The sequence below is a fragment of the Pseudomonas bijieensis genome, from assembly GCF_013347965.1.
In the GTDB taxonomy this organism is placed as follows: domain Bacteria; phylum Pseudomonadota; class Gammaproteobacteria; order Pseudomonadales; family Pseudomonadaceae; genus Aquipseudomonas; species Aquipseudomonas bijieensis.
In genome coordinates this window covers 3,315,216-3,333,538 of the sequence record NZ_CP048810.1, presented here as the reverse complement: position 1 = coordinate 3,333,538, position 18,323 = coordinate 3,315,216, and the positions used below count along the sequence as shown (strand labels likewise).

Sequence of the window (18,323 nt, the reverse complement as noted above, 5' to 3'; positions counted from 1 at the left end):
CATGAAGGTGCCTGTACGGGAGGCAGTGCGCAGCAAGGGCTGGGGGCATTTTCTGCTTGCCGGCCTTTTGTGTCTGCTGTCGCCTGTCGCACTTACCCAGGAACAGGCAACCACGACCCAGGCCGAGCAGCGGGCCGAAGCGGTGACCCAGGTTGTGTTGGGAATCCTCAGCTACGCCCGTTGGCCTGTGGAGCCAACCCAGCTGCAACTGTGCATTGTCGGACCCACCCAATACACCGACGATCTGGTCAAGGGCACTACCCAGGCCACGGGGCGGCCGGTGACTGTGCAGCGGCTGCTGGCCGATCATCCCGATATCGCCACTGAGTGCAACGCGGTCTACATCGGCCGGCTGACCAACGATGAACACACCCGTCTGTTTGCGTCCTTGATCGGCAAGCCGGTGCTGAGCATCAGCGAAGGCGGCGACCAGTGCACAGTGGGAAGTCTGTTCTGCCTGCGGGTCGGCGATGAACAAGTGTCTTTCGAGGTCAACCTCGACTCGGTGGCACGCAGTGGCGTGCGCATCCATCCGAGTGTGCTGCAGCTTTCCCGCCGCAGGCCCGCAGCGCCATGAAACAGCGCAAACCAAAGGTCCGTCCCACCCTGGGTTCGGTCATCGGTCGCGGTCATCTGATCGTCGCCTTGGTGGCCATTACCATGGCCAGTGTTTCCCTGACTTTGCTCGGCCTGCTGGCGTTGCGGGTCTATGCCGATCACAACCTGCACCTGATCGCCCGTTCGATCAACTACACCGTGGAAGCCGCCGTGGTCTTCGATGACCCGGCCGCGGCCACCGAAGCTCTGGCCTTGATCGCTACCACCGAAGAGGTCGCCGATGCCCAGGTGTTCAATGAACATGGCCGTCTGTTGGCGCGCTGGCAACGACCGGAAACCGGCTTGTTGTCGGAACTGGAAGTGCACATTGCCAAGGCATTCCTGGAAAAGCCCATCAGCCTGCCGATCGTCCACCAAGGGCAGAGCATAGGTCGCATCGTGTTGGCCGGCCATGGCGGCAGCCTGTTGCGTTTTTTGCTCAGTGGCCTGGCGGGGATCATCCTGTGCACGGCGGTGAGTGCCTGGGTGGCGCTTTATCTGGCGCGGCGCCAGTTGCGTGCGATCACCGGGCCGCTGCGCAGCCTGGCCGAGGTGGCCCACGCGGCACGCAGCGAGCGAGCCCTGGAACGGCGCGTGCCGCCGGCCGCGATCGCCGAACTGGATAACCTGGCCAATGACTTCAACGCCCTGCTCGATGAACTGGAGTCCTGGCAGACCCACCTGCAAAGTGAAAATGAAAGCCTGGCCCACCAGGCCAGTCACGACAGCTTGACCGGCTTGCCGAACCGGGCGTTTTTCGAGGGCCGGCTGATTCGCGCCTTGCGCAATGCCAGCAAGCTCAACGAGCAAGTGGCCGTGCTTTACCTGGACAGCGACCGGTTCAAGGGGATCAATGACAACTTCGGTCACGCCGCCGGTGACGCGGTGTTGACGGCCGTGGCGACCCGAGTCCGGGCACAGTTGCGTGAAGACGACTTGGTCGCGCGCCTGGGGGGCGATGAATTCGCCGTGTTGCTGGCGCCCTTGCACAAGGCCGAGGACGCCGAGCTGATCGCTGAAAAGATCATCGCCAGCATGGAAATGCCGATTCAATTGCCCGGTAATGCTTCAGTGCTGACCTCCCTCAGTATCGGCATTGCCGTTTACCCCGATCATGGTGCCACCCCAGGCACCTTGCTCCACGCCGCCGATGCGGCCATGTACCAAGCCAAGCGCCTCGCCCGAGGCGGACAACATACGGCGGGGTCGGATCATCCCGTCGCTGATCTTCACACCAGGAGCTGACTCGTGCGTTCATATCCTCAATTTTCCCTGCGCTGGTTCGCGGCGTTTTTCTTGCTCGCCCTCCTGGCCCTGAGCGGTTGCCAGACGGCACCGCAGAAAGGCCTGACCCCGGCGCAAATTGCCGTGCTCAAACAGCAAGGCTTCGAATTGACTGACGATGGCTGGGCCTTTGGTCTGTCGGGCAAGGTGTTGTTTGGCAGCGATGTGGAAAACCTCAACCCGGCCAGCACCGAAATCGTCGAGCGCATTGGCAAGGCGCTGCTGGGTGCGGGAATCCAACGGGTACGCGTCGATGGTCATACCGATGCGTCGGGCTCCCAGGCCTACAACGAACAACTGTCGATGCGCCGGGCCGCCGGCGTCGGCAAGGTGCTGACCGGCGTTGGCATGCGCGAAGAAAACGTCCAACTGCGCGGCCTGGGCAGCAGCAAACCCGTCGCCTCCAACGACACCGCCAGCGGCCGCACCGAAAACCGCCGCGTCGCCATCGTGGTCATCGCCGATTAATCGGCGAACACCATCTCCCGGCTTTCGCCCATCAGCAGTGGCTGATTCTGTTCAGTCACTTCGCGAATGTAATCCCACAACAACGTAATCCGCTTGAGCTTCCTCAAGTCCTCCCGGCAATACATCCAGAACTGCCGGGTGACGGTGATTTCCTCCGGCAACACTGGCAGCAGCCGTGGATCCTGGGCGGCGAGGAAGCACGGCAGGATCGCCAGCGAGCGGCCTTGCTGGGCCGCGACGAACTGCGCGATCACGCTGGTGCTGCGCAGATGGGCATGGGCGCCGGGCAGGACGTTGGCCAGGTAGAGCAGCTCGGAACTGAACGCCAGGTCGTCCACGTAGCTGATGAATGAGTGCTGGCTCAGATCGGCCGGGTGCTGGATGGGCGGGTGGTTGTCCAGGTATGGCTGGGTGGCGTAGAGCTGCAGTCGGTAGTCGCACAGTTTGCAGCACACGTATGGACCATGTTCGGGGCGTTCGAGGGCGATGACGATGTCGGCCTCGCGCTTGGACAGGCTGATGAAGTGCGGCAGCGGCAGGATGTCTACTGAAATGGCCGGGTAGGCGTCGACGAAGTGGCTCAGTTGCGGGGTGATGAAGAAGCTGCCGAAGCCTTCGGTGCAACCCATGCGCACGTGGCCGGACAGCGCGACGCCAGAGCCTGAAACCTGTTCGCAGGCCATGTGCAGGGTGCTCTCGATCGATTCGGCGTAACCCAGCAGGCGCTGGCCTTCGGCGGTCAGGACAAAGCCGTTGGTCCGGGATTTTTCGAACAGCAACGTGCCCAACGAGGCTTCCAGCGAACTGATGCGGCGCGACACGGTGGTGTAGTCGACGGCCAGGCGCTTGGCCGCCGTGCTGGCCTTGCGGGTGCGGGCCACTTCGAGGAAGAACTTGAGGTCGTCCCAATTCAGCGACCCCAGGGAGGTGATGTTTTTTTGCATGATGGACCGGCTTTTATGTGCATTCTTATTAGAAGTTTGCACATCTATACTCCAAAAACCGTCTCATCACCAACGTGCTCCTGCATCTTGGTCTTTGCTGAACCAGCGCTCTCTATAAGAACAATCCCGGAGGCCAGCATGAACGTTTCCCTTACGCCCAGCGACACCACCCTGCAAACCGTCAGACTGCTGATCGATGGCGAGTGGGTCGAGTCCCAATCCAGCGAATGGCACGACATCGTCAACCCGGCTACCCAGCAAGTGCTGGCAAAGGTTCCGTTCGCCACAGCCTCGGAGGTCGATGCCGCCATTGCCGCTGCCCAGCGTGCTTTCCAGACCTGGAAACTGACCCCCATCGGCGCGCGGATGCGCATCATGCTCAAGCTCCAGGCGTTGATCCGCGAGCATTCCAAGCGCATCGCCGCCGTACTGAGCGCCGAGCAGGGCAAGACCATCGCGGACGCCGAGGGTGATATTTTCCGTGGCCTGGAAGTGGTCGAGCACGCCTGCTCCATCGGCACCCTGCAGATGGGTGAGTTCGCCGAGAACGTTGCCGGTGGCGTCGACACCTACACGCTGCGCCAGCCGATCGGTGTGTGTGCGGGCATTACCCCGTTCAATTTCCCGGCGATGATTCCGCTGTGGATGTTCCCGATGGCCATCGCCTGCGGCAACACCTTCGTGCTCAAGCCCTCGGAACAGGACCCATTGTCGACCATGCTGCTGGTGGAACTGGCCATCGAGGCCGGCGTACCAGCCGGTGTGCTCAACGTGGTGCACGGTGGCAAGGACGTGGTGGATGCGCTTTGCACCCACAAGGACATCAAGGCGGTTTCCTTCGTCGGCTCGACGGCCGTCGGCACCCACGTGTATGACCTGGCGGGTCGCTATGGCAAGCGCGTGCAATCGATGATGGGCGCCAAGAACCACGCGGTGGTGCTGCCCGACGCCAATCGTGAACAGACCCTCAACGCTCTGGTCGGGGCCGGTTTCGGCGCGGCGGGCCAGCGTTGCATGGCCACTTCCGTGGTGGTGATGGTGGGCGCGGCCAGGCAGTGGCTGCCGGAGCTCAAGGCCCTGGCACAGAAGCTCAAGGTCAATGCCGGCAGCGAGCCGGGCACGGACGTCGGCCCGGTGATTTCCAAGCGGGCCAAGGCGCGGATTCTCGAGTTGATCGAGAGTGGCGTGCAGCAAGGTGCGAAGCTGGAGCTCGATGGCCGTGGCGTCAGCGTGCCGGGCTTCGAGCAAGGCAACTTCGTCGGCCCGACCCTGTTTTCCGGCGTGACTACCGACATGCGCATCTACACCGAAGAAATCTTCGGCCCGGTGCTGGTGGTGCTGGAAGTCGACACCCTTGACCAGGCGATTGCCCTGGTCAATGCCAACCCGTTTGGCAACGGCACTGGCCTGTTCACCCAGAGTGGCGCGGCGGCGCGCAAGTTCCAGAGCGAAATCGACGTCGGCCAGGTGGGCATCAACATCCCGATCCCGGTACCCGTGCCGTTTTTCAGCTTCACCGGTTCCCGCGGTTCGAAACTCGGCGACCTCGGTCCGTACGGCAAACAGGTGGTGCAGTTCTACACTCAAACCAAGACCGTGACCGCGCGCTGGTTCGATGATGACAGCGTCAATGACGGTGTGAACACCACCATCAACCTGCGTTAAGGAGCCGGACATGAAGATCGCATTTATCGGCCTGGGCAACATGGGCGCGCCCATGGCGCGCAACCTGCTCAAGGCTGGCCATTCGTTGAATCTGTTCGACCTGAACCAGACGGTATTGGCCGAGCTGGCGGCGCTGGGCGGCACGATCAGCGCATCGCCGCGCGATGCGGCCCAGGGCGCCGGGTTGGTGATCACCATGTTGCCGGCCGCTGCCCATGTGCGCAGTGTCTGGCTGGGTGAGGACGGCGTGCTGGCCGGCATTGCCGCCGGTACGCCGGCTGTGGATTGCAGCACCATCGATCCGCAAACCGCCCGCGACGTGGCGGCTGCCGCTGCGAAGCAAGGGGTGGCGATGGCCGATGCGCCAGTCTCCGGCGGCACCGGCGGTGCGGCGGCGGGCACGTTGACGTTCATGGTCGGCGCCACGGCTGAGCTGTTCGCCACCTTGCAACCGGTGCTGGCGCAAATGGGCCGTAACATCGTGCACTGCGGTGAAGTGGGCACCGGGCAGATCGCCAAGATCTGCAACAACCTGCTGCTCGGGATTTCCATGGTCGGCGTCAGCGAAGCCATGGCCCTGGGCGATGCCTTGGGGATCGACACCCAGGTGCTGGCCGGCATCATCAACAGTTCAACGGGCCGTTGCTGGAGTTCGGACACCTACAACCCATGGCCCGGCGTGATCGAAACGGCGCCGGCGTCCCGTGGCTACACGGGTGGCTTTGGCGCCGACCTGATGCTCAAGGACCTGGGCCTGGCGACCGAAGCCGCGCGGCAGGCCCATCAGCCGGTGGTGCTGGGGGCGGTGGCGCAGCAGTTGTATCAGGCGATGAGCCAACGGGGCGAGGGCGGCAAGGACTTTTCGGCGATTGTTAACAGCTATCGCAAGCCGCAATAAGCGCGACGATATCGACGAGCTTTTATGGCGAGGGGAATTGTGGGAGCAAGGCTTGCCCGCGATTACAGGCGATGCTGTCTCTGAGGTAACGAGGTGCCTGCATCGCGGGCAAGCCTTGCTCCCACAGATGACTTCCTCGCTACAGAGGTTGTGCAATCTAGGTTGTTTTCCGAGAGACCATGTCGGGTGGTCTCTCGGTTTTTTGCTTCAGGCAAACACGAAATATTTGCGCACGGTCTCGACCACTTCCCACGTGCCTTTCATGCCTGGCTCGATGACGAAGATATCACCGGCCCGCAGATGGATCGGTTCCATGCCTTCCGGGGTGATGATGCAGTAACCTTCCTGGAAATGGCAGTACTCCCATTTCACATACTCCACATACCATTTGCCGGGTGTGCAGATCCAGGTGCCCATGATCTTGCTGCCGTCTTCGCTGGTGTAGGCGTTGAGGTTGACGGTATGCGGGTCGCCTTCGAGTTTTTCCCATTTGCAGGCATCGAGGACGGGCAGTGGATGGGTGTCGCGCAGGACGGTGATGGGTGCGGTCATGTGAGCTCCGAAAGGGGGCAGAAGAGAACAGCACCCTACCGCGCGACATGAGCGAGGAGATGCCTGTGGTCGACACCGGCCTATCCAGAAGCGCGCATCAGTCGGCAAGATGCCGGGCCAGGGCCCTGGCGTAGGCCGGCAAACCTTCGAAGTTGCGGGCGCATAACAGCAACGCCCGATGGGTCCAGGACTCTTGCAGCGACACACATTGATACGAAGGTTCGGGCGGGCGCCGTTCGACGGCCGCCTTCGGCACGATGGCTACGCCTGCACCATGGGCCACCATGCGAATCATCCCGTCGAAACCATCGGCGCGAATACGGATTTGCATGCGCGAGCCGATGTGCAGCGCCTGCTCTTCCAGATAAATCGCCAAGGCACTGGATGCGTTCAGGCCGACATAGTCGTGGCTGAGGGTCTCGCTGAACCGTACGGCTCGCCCGTCAGCCAGCGGGTGCCCGGTCGGTAGGATCAATACCAGCGGATCGTCGCGAAACGGCCAGGCCTGAAGGCCATCGGTGTCCACGGCGTCGGAAACGATGCCCAGGTCCGCCGCGCCCTGGCGCAGGGCATGAGTGATTCGTGAGCTGGGCAGTTCCTGCAGGTCGATGTCGAGGTTGGGATGGGTGCAGAGGAAACCGGCCAGCAGTTCGGGCAGGTACTCGGTCATGGCGCTGGTGTTGCACAGCAGCCGCACCCGGCCTTTGACGCCCTTGGCATATTCGGCCATGTCCTGTTGCAGGCGTTCGGCCTGTTGCAGCAGGACCCGGGCGTGCTCGGCCAGAGCCTTGCCGGCCGGAGTGGGGGTTACACCTCGCCGTCCGCGTTCAAGCAGGTCGATGCCCACGGAGGCTTCCATGGCACGGACTCGCGCACTGGCCGCGGCCAGGGACAAATGGCTGCGGGCCGCACCGGCGGTGATATTGCCGGTGTCGAGGATGTTCAGGTAGAGGCGCAGGTCGGTGAGGTCGAAGTGCATGGGCGATGTGATCCTGTCCGGGTCTGGGGTGGCTGGTGCATTGCTATCGCGAGCAGGCTCGCTCCCACAGTGGGCCGAGTTTCTCCAGAAAGAGTGCACCCTCCTGTGGGAGCGAGCCTGCTCGCGATAGGGCCAGAAGCATCGACGCATTCCTGCCTCTTGCCAGGCAATAGGCAGCCTCAGTATATGGCAGATTTTCAAGTCAGGTCCCAGGGCGCACGATACCCCTATGGACACACTCAGCGCTTTCTATCAAAACCTCGGCCTGGCCCTTTCCCTGCTGGTTGTCGGCACCTTCCTGCTGGCCGGCACCATCAAGGGCGTGATCGGCCTCGGCCTGCCGACCATTTCCATGGGCTTGCTCGGGCTGGCTATGGCTCCGACGCAGGCTGCGGCGTTGCTCATCATCCCGGCAACCTTGACCAATCTCTGGCAATTGGCTTTTGGTGGCCATCTACAAGCCCTGATCCGGCGCCTGTGGCCGTTGCTGCTGGCGATATTCCTCGGCACCGGTCTCGGTACGTTGTGGATCGGCATGACGGGAGGCGCTTGGGTGGTACGAGCCTTGGGCGGGGCGCTGCTGCTGTATGCGTTGAGCGGGCTGTTGCTGCCGACGCTGCGGGTCGGCGCCGACGTCGAGTCATGGGGTGCTCCGCTCTGTGGGTTGCTGACCGGGCTCATTACGTCTGCCACCGGAGTGTTCGTCATTCCGGCGGTGCCCTATCTGCAAGCACTGGGCTTGAGCAAGGATGAACTGGTGCAGGCCTTGGGCCTGTCATTCACCGTATCCACATTGGCCCTGGCCGCCGGCCTGTTGTGGCGCGGCGAGCTGGGCGGGGGCGAATTGAGCGCTTCGTTGCTGGCGCTGGCACCGGCGCTGCTGGGGATGTGGCTGGGGCAATGGCTGCGGCAGCGGATCAGCGCCGTGCTGTTCAAGCGGGTGTTTTTCATTGGCCTCGGCGTGCTCGGCGGCCATTTGCTGATCAGCGGCTAGCCGAGGACGGGCTGAGCATGTCGACGCGGCGGATCTCGAAGTCGCGCTCCAGGTAATCCATGCGTCGCTCGAAGAACTGCTTCATGTGCGGCAGGTTCGAATGCACATCCAAGTGCGCCAGGGAGGCCCAAATCTCGTAAAAGATAAACAGTGTCGGATCTTGCTGGTCCCGCAGCATGTGGTACTCGATGCAACCGGGCTCGGCGCGGCTCGGTCCGACGTAGGCGCGAAACAGCGCTTCGAAGGCTTCGGCTTTTTCCGGACGGGTCTTGGCATGCAGGATGAAACCGTGCAGTTCACTCATGAGCTAGCTCCTGAAATAAAAGTGCCAAGAGCCTACGGCAATAATCGGTCGATCATTCGTGCGTATAGGTCAAATGAGTTTTGCCGCTGCGGTGCTTATTCCGCGCGACGCTCATCGTTACGCTGCCGCCATCGTTTTCAACCTTTCCATTCGGCCGCCATTCAAATGGCCCGCGCCGTGGAACCCGATGAGGCTCCCCATGAAAAAAGTCCTGTTGCTCAATGGCGGCAAACAATTCGCCCACTCCGACGGTCGCTACAACGCCACCCTCCACGACACGGCGGCCAGCGTGCTGGACCGTGGCGGTTTCGATGTCAAAACCACCTTCATCGACGGCGGCTACGACATCAAGGAGGAGGTCGCCAAGTTCCTCTGGGCCGATGTGGTCATTTACCAGATGCCAGGTTGGTGGATGGGCGCGCCCTGGACCGTGAAGAAATACATCGACGAAGTCTTCACCGAAGGCCACGGCAGCCTCTATGCCAGCGACGGTCGGACCCGTTCCGATGCATCGCAGAAATACGGCAGCGGCGGCCTGATTCACGGCAAGCAGTACATGTTGTCGCTGACCTGGAACGCCCCACAGCAAGCCTTCGACGACCCGACCGACTTCTTCGAAGCCAAGGGCGTGGATGCGGTGTATTTCCCGTTCCACAAGGCCAACCAGTTCCTGGGCATGACCGGCCTGCCGACCTTCCTGTGCGTGGACGTGATGAAGCGCCCGAACATCGAAGCCGATGTGGCGCGCTATGAGCAGCATTTGATTGAGGTGTTCGGCCTGAAGGCGTGACCTGTCTTTTGCTACGTATCCCGATACTATCCTGTGGCGAGTGGGGAAACCTGCTTCCACACAGCGGGGATAAATCCCCTCGCCACAAAAGCTCAGTCGACAGGGGGATGCGTGAAAGCCAGATCCGACGAATTGCAGATTTTCGTCTGCGTGATCGAATGCGGATCAATCTCCGCTGCCGCCGAGCAGGTCGGGCAGACACCGTCGGCCGTCAGCCGCACGTTGTCGCGGCTGGAGGCCAAGCTCGAGACCACGCTGATCAACCGCACCACGCGGCGCATGGACCTGACCGAAGAGGGCAAGTATTTCTTCGAGCAGGCCAAGGGTATCCTCGATCAGATGGACGAGCTGGAAGAGCGTCTGTCGTCCCGCCAGAAGAACCCCGCAGGACGGTTGCGGATCAACGCGGCCTCGCCGTTCATGCTGCACGCCATCGTCCCGCACATCGAAGAATTCCGCAGGCTCTACCCGGACATCCAGCTCGAACTCAACAGCAACGACCTGATCATCGACCTGCTGGAGCAAAGCACCGACATCGCCATTCGCATCGGCACCCTCACCGACTCGACCCTCCATGCCCGCGCCCTGGGCTGCAGTCCGTTGCACATCCTCGCCAGTCCGGCCTATTTGAAGCAGCACGGCACACCCACAAGTGTCGCCGAACTGGCGGACCATGCGTTGCTGGGCTTTGCTCAGAACGAAGGGCTCAACCAGTGGCCGCTGCGTCATGTGCACGGCGATCGCTGGGCGATCCAGCCGGCCATCAGTGCCTCCAGCGGCGAGACCGTGCGTCACTTGGTGTTGCAAGGGCAAGGTATTGCCTGCCTGTCGGATTTCATGACTCGCGAGGACATCCAGGCCGGTCGGCTGAAGGTGCTGCTGGCCGACGCCAACAGCGGATATCGCCAACCGATCAATGCGGTGTACTACCGCAATTCCCAACTGGCCCTGCGGATCCAGTGCTTCCTGGACTTCATCCAGGGCAAGCTCGCCGAATACGCCTCGCGGGAATTCAAAGGCTGATTCGTGACTTCAGGGCAAGAGTGATTTGGGCAATGTGGGCTGTTTCGTCAAGGAGCGGTCCTCGATACTCGGTTCAATCACTGATGCAGCCAAGAGGTTTTCCATGAACGTATTCGTCACCGGCGCTGCCGGTTTTATCGGCGGTTCCATCGCCACCGGCCTGGTACGCGCCGGGCATCACGTCACCGGTCTGGTGCGCAACCCCGAACAGGCGAGCGAACTGACCGCGCTGGGCATCCAGCCGGTCATCGGCACCCTGGAAGACAGCGCGCTGCTCACCGCCCAGGCGCGTGCCGCCGACGCCGTGATCAATGCCGCCAGCAGCGACCATCGCGGTGCGGTCGAAGCCTTGATCGAAGGGCTCAAAGGCTCGAACAAAGTGTTGTTGCACACCAGCGGTTCGAGCATCGTCGGCGACGCTTCGGGCGGTCGTTCCAGCGAGGACATCTACTACGAAAACAAGCTGCCGCAACCGACCGCCGACAAGGCTGCCCGCGTCGCGATCGACAACCTGGTCCTGGCGGCGGCGAAGCAAGGCGTGAACTCGGCGGTGATCTGCAACACTCTGATCTACGGCCACAGCCTGGGCGTCAAGCGTGACAGCGTGCAACTGCCGCGGCTGCTCAAGCAGGCGCGTAAAAGTGGGGTGGTACGGCATGTAGGGGCGGGGCAGAACATCTGGTCCAACGTGCACATCGAAGACGTGGTCGAGCTGTACAAATTGGCCCTGACCCGCAACGTACCCGGCACGTTCTATTTCGTTGAAAGCGGCGAGGCTTCGTTCATCGACATGACCACGGCCATGGCCCGCGCCTTGAAGCTTGGCGAACCGCAGGATTGGCCGTTGGCCGATGCCGAAGCCGAGTGGGGCTATGAAATGGCCAACTATGGCCTGGGCTCCAACAGCCGGGTACGAGGCAAGAATGCCCGTGAGTTGCTCGGTTGGGCGCCCAAGCGCACTTCGGTGGTGGAGTGGATTCTTGACGAAATGGTGTGAGGCAGACATCGACTTGTGGGAGCGAGCCTGCTCGCGATGGCATCGGATCAGTCAGTATTGATGTCGATCGACACACCGCTATCGCGAGCAGGCTCGCTCCCACAAGGTCTTATGCGGTCTTACAAAGTCGGTGGCAACTTCAGTCGTGCTGCACGCCCGCCCGCTTGAGCATTTGCTTGCAACGCTCGGACAGGTGAAACACCCGCAGGTGTTTGCCCGCTTTGCCGTAGCGCTCGCGCAGAGTCTTGAGCGCGGCAATGGCCGAGTAGTCGACGAAGCGCAAGTGACGGCAATCGAGGGTCACCAGGGCCGGGTCGTTGGCTGGGTCGAACAGGTTGAGGAACGGCGTCGTCGAGGCGAAGAACAGCGTGCCGTGCAAGCGATAGAGTTTGCTGCCATCGGCTTCCAGGTGCATGTCGGCGTACAGCTCCCGTGCCTGTTGCCAGGCGAAGTTGAGCGCCGCGATCACGATGCCGCAGAGCACGGCCACGGCCAGGTCGGTGAATACCGTGATGACAGTCACCGCGATGATGACTAGCACGTCGTTCGCCGGCACTTTGTTGAGCACCCGCAACGAAGCCCAGGCAAAGGTCTGCTGTGACACCACGAACATCACACCCACCAGCGCCGCCAGCGGGATACGCTCGATCAGCGGCGACAGGAACAACACGAACAGCAACACCATCACCCCGGCCACTACACCCGACAGCCGCCCGCGCCCGCCCGAACTGAGGTTGATCATCGTCTGGCCGATCATGGCGCAACCGCCCATGCCACCGAACAGGCCAGAGGCGATGTTGGCCGCGCCCAACGCCACGCATTCACGGTCCGGGTAACCACGGCTTTCGGTGATTTCATCGGTCAGGTTCAGGGTCAGCAGGGTTTCCAGCAAACCGACCATCGCCATGATCACCGCGTAGGGCGCGACGATCTGCAAAGTCTGAAGGTTCCAGGGAATGTCCGGCAGGGCAAAGGCTGGCAAACCGCCGGCGATGTGAGCCATGTCGCCCAGCGTCCGGGTCGGCAGGCCGAGCAGGTCGACCGCCAGGCCCACGCCGAGGATGGCCACCAGGGCTGGTGGCACGCTGCGGGTCAGGCGTGGCAGCAGGTAGACGATGGCCATGGTCAGCGCCACCAGGCCGGCCATCAGGTACAGCGGCGGGCCGCTCAGCCAGGCCTCGCCATTCTTGAAGTGTTCCAACTGGGCCAGGGCAATGACGATCGCCAGGCCGTTGACGAAGCCGAGCATCACCGGGTGCGGCACCATGCGCACCAGCTTGCCCAGTCGCAACAGCCCGAACGCCATCATGATCAGCCCACCCAGCAACACGGTCGCCAACAGGTACTGCACGCCGTGCTGCACCACCAGCGCGACGATCACCACGGCCATCGACCCCGCCGCGCCCGACACCATCCCGGGCCGACCGCCAAACAACGCGGTCAGCGTGCAGAGGATGAACGCGCCGTACAGCCCCATCAATGGGTTGAGATGGGCCACCAGGGCGAAGGCGATGCACTCGGGGAGCAAGGCGAAAGAAGTGGTGAGGCCGGCGAGGGCGTCGGCGCGAAGGCGTGCTGGTTTCATGGTTTTCCTGACTGGGCGCCGGCTGAGCATTGGTTGCCGGGCAGTGGTGCAAAAAAGGGGGGGATGGTACGGAATTGAACGCTGGGGGACCAATGAAAGTCTTGCGCTGAATTTTCATCAGCGCTGAGTTGCGATGTCCGTCAGCGACATTCCTTGCCTGTGCACGAAAATTACTTTCAATGGGTTTGAAGATTTCTCCTAGAAATGATTTATGAGTTTCACAACACATCGACGTGACCCCATTCGAGGAGTAACGCATGGCACCTGCTTTCGGTTACTGGCTACTGGTCTACGCGGCCATCGCGATCATTGCGCTGATCGTTCTGATCGCCCGGTATCGGCTCAATCCGTTCATCGTGATCACCCTGGTGTCCATTGGCCTGGCGTTGCTGGCCGGGATGCCGCCCTCAGGTGTGGTGGGCGCATACGAGGCCGGTGTCGGCAAGACTCTGGGGCACATCGCGCTGGTGGTGGCCTTGGGCACGATGCTCGGCAAGATGATGGCCGAGTCCGGCGGGGCGGAGCGAATGGCGCAGACGCTGATCGAGCGTTTTGGTGAGCGCAACGCCCATTGGGCAATGGTGTGCATCGCGTTCCTGGTCGGGCTGCCGTTGTTCTTCGAAGTCGGTTTTGTGCTGCTGGTGCCCATCGCGTTCACCATCGCCCGGCGTGTGGGCGTGTCGATCCTGATGGTGGGGCTGCCGATGGTCGCCGGGCTTTCGGTGGTCCATGCGCTGGTACCGCCGCATCCGGCGGCGATGCTGGCGGTGCAGGCGTTCCAGGCCTCGGTGGGGCAGACCTTGCTGTACGCGATCCTGATTGGCATTCCCACCGCGATCATCGCCGGGCCCCTGTACGCCAAATTCATCGTGCCGCGCATCCAGTTGCCAGCCGACAATCCGCTGGAGCGGCAATTTCTCGAGCGCGAGCCGCGTGCCGACTTGCCAGGTTTCGGCGTGACCCTGGGGACGATCCTGCTGCCGGTGATCCTGATGCTGATCGGTGGCTGGGCCAACCTGATCTCCACGCCGGGCAGCGGTTTCAACCAGTTCCTGTTGTTCATCGGCAACTCGGTGATCGCCTTGCTGCTGGCGACCATCCTGAGCTTCTGGACCCTCGGCCTGGCCCAAGGCTTCAGCCGTGAATCGATCCTCAAGTTCACCAACGAATGCCTGGCCCCGACCGCCAGCATCACTTTGCTGGTGGGCGCCGGTGGCGGTTTGAATCGGATCCTGGTGGACGCCGGTGTCACGCAACAGATCGTCGGCCTGGCCCAGGAATTCCAGCTGTCGCCACTGGTCATGGGCTGGCTGTTCGCCGCCCTGATGCGCGTCGCCACAGGCTCGGCCACGGTGGCGATGACCACGGCCTCGGGCATCGTTGCGCCGGTGGCGATCGGCCTGGGTTATCCCCATCCCGAACTGCTGGTACTGGCCACCGGGGCCGGCTCGGTGATCTTTTCCCACGTCAACGACGGCGGCTTCTGGCTGATCAAGGAATACTTCAATATGACCGTTGCCCAAACCTTCAAGACCTGGACGGTATTGGAAACGCTGATCTCCGTGGTCGCGTTCGCCTTGACCCTCGGGCTTTCGCGCTTGCTCTGAGCGCACCGCAACGCCACAGGAGCCGCCATGGACATCCTCTACCAGATCCGCTCCCGCCAGGATTCTTTCAGCGCTGGCGAAGGAAGAATCGCCCGGCTGATGCTCGACGACGTAGGCTTTGCCGCCTCCGCCAGCCTCGATGAACTGGCCCAACGGGCCGAAGTCAGCAGTGCCACGCTGTCGCGTTTTGCCCGCACCGTCGGTTGCCGCGACCTTCGCGACTTGCGCCTGCAACTGGCCCAGGCCAGTGGCGTCGGCAGTCGTTTTCTCGACCCGGCCGGGGCGCCAGAACAGTCGGCGTTCTATGGGCAGATCGTCGGCGATATCGAGTCGACCTTGCGCCAGCATCTGTCGGGGTTCGTAGAGTCACGGTTTGGCGATGCCGTACGGATGATCGGCAAGGCACGGATGGTTCATGCATTCGGCCTCGGTGGTTGGTCGGCCTTGTGCAGTGAGGAGTTGCAGGTGCGGCTGGTGCGTTTCGGCTACCCGATCTCCGCGTGCCGCGACCCGGTGATGATGCGCATCACGGCCACATCCCTGAGTGAACATCACCTGGTCATTGCCTGCTCGCTCACCGGCATCACTCCGGAATTGCTCGGCGCGGTGGAATTGGCTCGCAGCTACGGCGCGGCGATCCTGGCCATCACCCGTGCCGACTCGCCGCTGGCCCGCCTGGCGGATGTGGTGTTGCCCCTGCAAGGCGCTGAAACCTCGTTCATCTATAAACCTACAGCGGCGCGCTACGGCATGCTGCTGGCCATCGATGTGCTCGCCACCGAACTGGCATTGACTCACCCTGAAGACAATCAAGAGCGCCTGCGGCGGGTCAAGCTCGCCCTGGACGATTACCGCGGCGGCGACGATGACTTGCCGCTGGGAGACTGACATGCCCTACGACACCCTTATCCGCAACGCATTGGTCATCGATGGCAGCGACCGCCCCGGCTACAACGCCGACGTGGCGATTCGCGCCGGGCGCATCGAGCGCATTGGCGACCTGGGCGATGCCCCGGCGCTTGAAGAAGTCGACGCCGCCGGCCGCGTACTGGCGCCAGGTTTTATCGATGTGCACACCCACGACGACACGGTGGTCATTCGCCAGCCGCAAATGCTGCCCAAGCTCAGCCAGGGCGTGACCACGGTCATCGTCGGCAACTGCGGCATCAGTGTCGCGCCGGTCAGCTTGCGGGGCGACCCGCCGGACCCGATGAACCTGCTCGGCACCGCCCAGGCGTTCGCCTACCCGCGCTTCGCGGATTATCGCGGGGCGGTGGAAGCGGCCATGCCGGCGGTCAACGTAGCGGCGCTGGTGGGCCACACGGCGTTGCGCAGTAACCACATGGACGATTTGTTGCGCACTGCCAGCGTCGGAGAAATCGCCGCCATGCGCCAGCAACTGCGCGAAAGCCTGGAAGCCGGCGCACTTGGCCTGTCCACCGGCCTGGCCTATGCCAACGCGTTTTCGGCATCCACCGACGAAGTCATGCAACTGAGCGAAGAGTTGAAGGCCTTCGGTGCGATCTACACCACCCACCTGCGCAGCGAATTCGAGCCGGTGCTCGAAGCCATGGACGAGGCGTTCCACATTGGCCGTCACGCCCAAAGCCCAGTGATCATTTCCCACCTCAAGTGCGCGGGTGCCGGTAACTGGGGGCGTAGTCCACAGGTGTTGGCAGCGCTGGAAAACGCTGCAAAAAACCATCCGGTCGGTTGCGACTGTTATCCCTACGCGGCCAGCTCCTCGACCCTGGATCTCAAGCAGGTGACCGACGCCCATCGCATCACCATCACCTGGTCGAGCCCGCATCCGCACGTGGGTGGTCGCGATCTCGCCGACATAGCCAGCGAGTGGGGCGTGTCATTGCTGGACGCAGCGCGTCGTTTGCAACCGGCCGGCGCGGTGTACTACGGCATGGATGAGGGCGACGTACGACGCATCCTTGCCCACCCGCTGTCCATGGTCGGCTCCGACGGCTTGCCCGAAGACCCGTTTCCCCATCCACGCTTGTGGGGCGCTTTTCCACGGGTACTGGGACATTTCAGTCGTGACATCGGGCTTTTTCCTTTGCACACCGCTGTGCACAAAATGACCGGCCTTTCAGCGGCGCGCTTCGGCCTGAGGGATCGTGGCGAAATTCGTGAAGGGCATTGGGCGGACCTGGTGTTGTTCAATCCACACACCGTTCGCGACGTGGCCGATTTCAACGAACCTCAACGGGCTGCCGAAGGGATTGATGGCGTGTGGGTCAATGGTGTCTTGAGCTATCGCGAAGGGCAGGCAAACGGGCGTCGGGAAGGGCGGTTCCTGGCGCGCGAGGGCGATCTGCGCCAGGGGTTCAGGCCATCCCATGGCATGTAAGCGGCTGAAAATGTGTAAATTGACGTCACAATAATGGCACTGCGACACTAAAGAAGCCGGGTTTAAAGCCGAAGCATTGGAGTCAACCCATCTACACTGGGTCTTTTCAGCCAGGGAGCAACCCATGAGCTTCGGTAAAACCACTCCGATCCTGCGGATCTTCGATGAAGCCAAGGCGTTGGCGTTCTACGTCGACTTCCTGGGCTTTACCGTCGACTGGCAACACCGCTTCGGTGACGACTTCCCGCTGTACCTGCAAGTCTCCCGCGGCGACTGCGTGCTGCACCTGTCCGAGCACCATGGCGATTGCACACCGGGCTCGGCGTTGCGGATCGAGACCGATGAGCTGGAAGCCTTCCAGCAGCAATTGCAGGCCAAGCAATACCGCTATGCCCACCCACAGATCCAGGCCATGCCCTGGGGTAGCCAGGACATGGCGATCAGTGATCCGTTCGGGAATCGGTTGGTGTTTACCAATGCGATTAATGTCTGAACCGTTTGGCACCCCGTCCTCCTGATAACGCAGGATGTGTTAGCCTCAATCAATGATTTCATTGATTGCAGGAGGCATCGTGGCCAGCATCACCATTCGAAACCTTGACGACCAGATCAAAGAACAACTGCGAATAGCCGCTGCCCATAATGGGCATTCGATGGAAGAAGAGGCTCGGTTGATCTTGGGAAAGGCATTGGCCTCTGTTAATCAAGCAGGAGGTCTTGGCAGCCGGATCCGCAACAGGTTCAGCGCAAGCGGCGGGGTTGAGCTCGATTTGCCTTCGCGGCAGGAGAAGGCGAAGGCCGCGGATCTTTCCGAATGATCGTGCTTGATACCAATGTCCTGTCAGAGTTCATGCGGTTTGAGCCCGATCCTAGAGTGTTGGCTTGGGTCGACGAGCTGCCGGCGATGGATCTTGCGATCACTGCGGTGACCGTGGCGGAAATTCTCCATGGCATTGCCCGACTCCCATCCGGTAAGCGTAAACAGAAATTTGAAGCCCATGCGATGGCGATGTTCGAAGAGGACTTTGTCGGGCGAATATTTCCGTTTGACGCCCATGCCGCCGTTGAGTACGCGACGCTGGTGGCGAACTGCGAAGCAAGGGGGCGGGCGATGTCGATGGCCGACGCGCAGATTGCTGCTATTTGCCGAGCCCACGGCACTTCGATTGCGACTCGAAATGTTCGGGATTTTGAGTTTTCCGGGGTCGAGATGATTAATCCTTGGCAGTCCGAGTAGCGAGTTTTATCTGATCATTCACGCGTTTCAGGTCATA

20 protein-coding genes are annotated in these 18,323 nt (G+C 62.0%); 15 read left to right on the top strand and 5 right to left on the bottom strand.

The window, feature by feature from the left end; all coding sequences use genetic code 11:
* The first annotated feature begins 1 nt into the window (after position 1).
* From GN234_RS14625 to GN234_RS14615, 3 genes are read left to right on the top strand one after another with little or no spacing between them, the layout of a single operon-like run.
* Positions 2–577 carry a YfiR family protein gene (locus GN234_RS14625; RefSeq protein WP_109753400.1) on the top strand — a complete coding sequence of 192 codons (576 nt, stop codon included), beginning with the start codon at positions 2–4 and terminating at the stop codon, positions 575–577.
* Positions 574–1,842 carry a diguanylate cyclase domain-containing protein gene (locus GN234_RS14620; RefSeq protein WP_109753401.1) on the top strand — a complete coding sequence of 423 codons (1,269 nt, stop codon included), beginning with the start codon at positions 574–576 and terminating at the stop codon, positions 1,840–1,842. Before GN234_RS14625 ends, GN234_RS14620 begins: the two co-directional genes overlap by 4 nt.
* Before the next feature lie 3 nt (positions 1,843–1,845).
* On the top strand, positions 1,846–2,349 hold the full coding sequence (locus GN234_RS14615; RefSeq protein ID WP_176688685.1) for an OmpA family protein: 504 nt from the start codon (positions 1,846–1,848) through the stop codon (positions 2,347–2,349).
* On the opposite strand, the gene GN234_RS14610 is transcribed toward GN234_RS14615, so the two are convergent.
* Positions 2,346–3,293, bottom strand: coding sequence for a LysR family transcriptional regulator (locus GN234_RS14610; protein WP_176688684.1), 948 nt, complete (start codon positions 3,291–3,293; stop codon positions 2,346–2,348). The two genes, GN234_RS14615 and GN234_RS14610, sit on opposite strands and share 4 nt — an antisense overlap.
* Positions 3,294–3,431: 138 nt before the next feature.
* Here GN234_RS14610 and GN234_RS14605 point away from each other — a divergent pair, with 138 nt between their 5' ends.
* The gene (locus tag GN234_RS14605; protein ID WP_176688683.1) at positions 3,432–4,958 is read left to right on the top strand and encodes a CoA-acylating methylmalonate-semialdehyde dehydrogenase; all 1,527 of its coding nucleotides are present in this window, start codon (positions 3,432–3,434) and stop codon (positions 4,956–4,958) included.
* A 10-nt stretch (positions 4,959–4,968) separates the two neighbouring features.
* Positions 4,969–5,856, top strand: coding sequence for a 3-hydroxyisobutyrate dehydrogenase (gene mmsB / locus GN234_RS14600; protein ID WP_109753405.1), 888 nt, complete (start codon positions 4,969–4,971; stop codon positions 5,854–5,856).
* A gap of 207 nt (positions 5,857–6,063) precedes the next feature.
* On the opposite strand, the gene GN234_RS14595 is transcribed toward mmsB, so the two are convergent.
* Together GN234_RS14595 and GN234_RS14590 are read right to left on the bottom strand one after the other, a co-directional pair.
* A complete protein-coding gene (locus GN234_RS14595) occupies positions 6,064–6,408 on the bottom strand; it encodes a cupin domain-containing protein (protein ID WP_024781087.1) in 345 nt (114 codons plus the stop codon).
* Positions 6,409–6,505: 97 nt separating this feature from the next.
* Positions 6,506–7,387: a LysR substrate-binding domain-containing protein gene (locus GN234_RS14590; protein ID WP_176688682.1), complete on the bottom strand. Its 882-nt coding sequence runs from the start codon at positions 7,385–7,387 to the stop codon at positions 6,506–6,508.
* Between the two features lie 229 nt (positions 7,388–7,616).
* Between GN234_RS14590 and GN234_RS14585 the strand changes: the two genes are divergently transcribed.
* The gene (locus tag GN234_RS14585) at positions 7,617–8,381 is read left to right on the top strand and encodes a sulfite exporter TauE/SafE family protein (protein WP_163855439.1); all 765 of its coding nucleotides are present in this window, start codon (positions 7,617–7,619) and stop codon (positions 8,379–8,381) included.
* Here GN234_RS14585 and GN234_RS14580 read toward each other — a convergent pair.
* Positions 8,371–8,685: a putative quinol monooxygenase gene (locus tag GN234_RS14580; RefSeq protein ID WP_176688681.1), complete on the bottom strand. Its 315-nt coding sequence runs from the start codon at positions 8,683–8,685 to the stop codon at positions 8,371–8,373. The genes GN234_RS14585 and GN234_RS14580 overlap by 11 nt on opposite strands.
* A gap of 199 nt (positions 8,686–8,884) precedes the next feature.
* Between GN234_RS14580 and GN234_RS14575 the strand changes: the two genes are divergently transcribed.
* From GN234_RS14575 to GN234_RS14565, 3 genes are all read left to right on the top strand, one after another.
* On the top strand, positions 8,885–9,475 hold the full coding sequence (locus tag GN234_RS14575; RefSeq protein ID WP_109753409.1) for an NAD(P)H-dependent oxidoreductase: 591 nt from the start codon (positions 8,885–8,887) through the stop codon (positions 9,473–9,475).
* Between the two features lie 111 nt (positions 9,476–9,586).
* Positions 9,587–10,498 carry a LysR family transcriptional regulator gene (locus GN234_RS14570; protein ID WP_176688680.1) on the top strand — a complete coding sequence of 304 codons (912 nt, stop codon included), beginning with the start codon at positions 9,587–9,589 and terminating at the stop codon, positions 10,496–10,498.
* 103 nt (positions 10,499–10,601) lie between these two features.
* Complete coding sequence (locus GN234_RS14565; protein ID WP_176688679.1) at positions 10,602–11,495, top strand: NAD-dependent epimerase/dehydratase family protein; 894 nt, start codon at positions 10,602–10,604, stop codon at positions 11,493–11,495.
* A gap of 139 nt (positions 11,496–11,634) precedes the next feature.
* Here GN234_RS14565 and GN234_RS14560 read toward each other — a convergent pair whose 3' ends face one another.
* Positions 11,635–13,080 (bottom strand): SulP family inorganic anion transporter, encoded by a 1,446-nt coding sequence (locus GN234_RS14560; protein WP_176688678.1) that lies wholly within the window; start codon positions 13,078–13,080, stop codon positions 11,635–11,637.
* 257 nt (positions 13,081–13,337) lie between these two features.
* Between GN234_RS14560 and GN234_RS14555 the strand changes: the two genes are divergently transcribed.
* From GN234_RS14555 to GN234_RS14530, 6 genes are all read left to right on the top strand, one after another.
* Positions 13,338–14,687 carry a GntT/GntP/DsdX family permease gene (locus GN234_RS14555; RefSeq protein WP_109753413.1) on the top strand — a complete coding sequence of 450 codons (1,350 nt, stop codon included), beginning with the start codon at positions 13,338–13,340 and terminating at the stop codon, positions 14,685–14,687.
* A gap of 27 nt (positions 14,688–14,714) precedes the next feature.
* On the top strand, positions 14,715–15,575 hold the full coding sequence (locus GN234_RS14550) for a MurR/RpiR family transcriptional regulator (RefSeq protein ID WP_109753414.1): 861 nt from the start codon (positions 14,715–14,717) through the stop codon (positions 15,573–15,575).
* Between the two features lies 1 nt (position 15,576).
* Complete coding sequence (locus GN234_RS14545; RefSeq protein WP_176688677.1) at positions 15,577–17,049, top strand: N-acyl-D-amino-acid deacylase family protein; 1,473 nt, start codon at positions 15,577–15,579, stop codon at positions 17,047–17,049.
* Between the two features lie 124 nt (positions 17,050–17,173).
* Entirely contained in the window at positions 17,174–17,542 is a 369-nt protein-coding gene (locus GN234_RS14540; protein WP_176688676.1) for a glyoxalase superfamily protein, read from the top strand.
* 79 nt (positions 17,543–17,621) lie between these two features.
* Entirely contained in the window at positions 17,622–17,867 is a 246-nt protein-coding gene (locus GN234_RS14535) for a FitA-like ribbon-helix-helix domain-containing protein (protein WP_109753715.1), read from the top strand.
* Positions 17,864–18,286, top strand: coding sequence for a type II toxin-antitoxin system VapC family toxin (locus GN234_RS14530; protein ID WP_163855426.1), 423 nt, complete (start codon positions 17,864–17,866; stop codon positions 18,284–18,286). The genes GN234_RS14535 and GN234_RS14530 overlap by 4 nt, the downstream gene beginning before the upstream one ends.
* Positions 18,287–18,323: the final 37 nt, after the last annotated feature.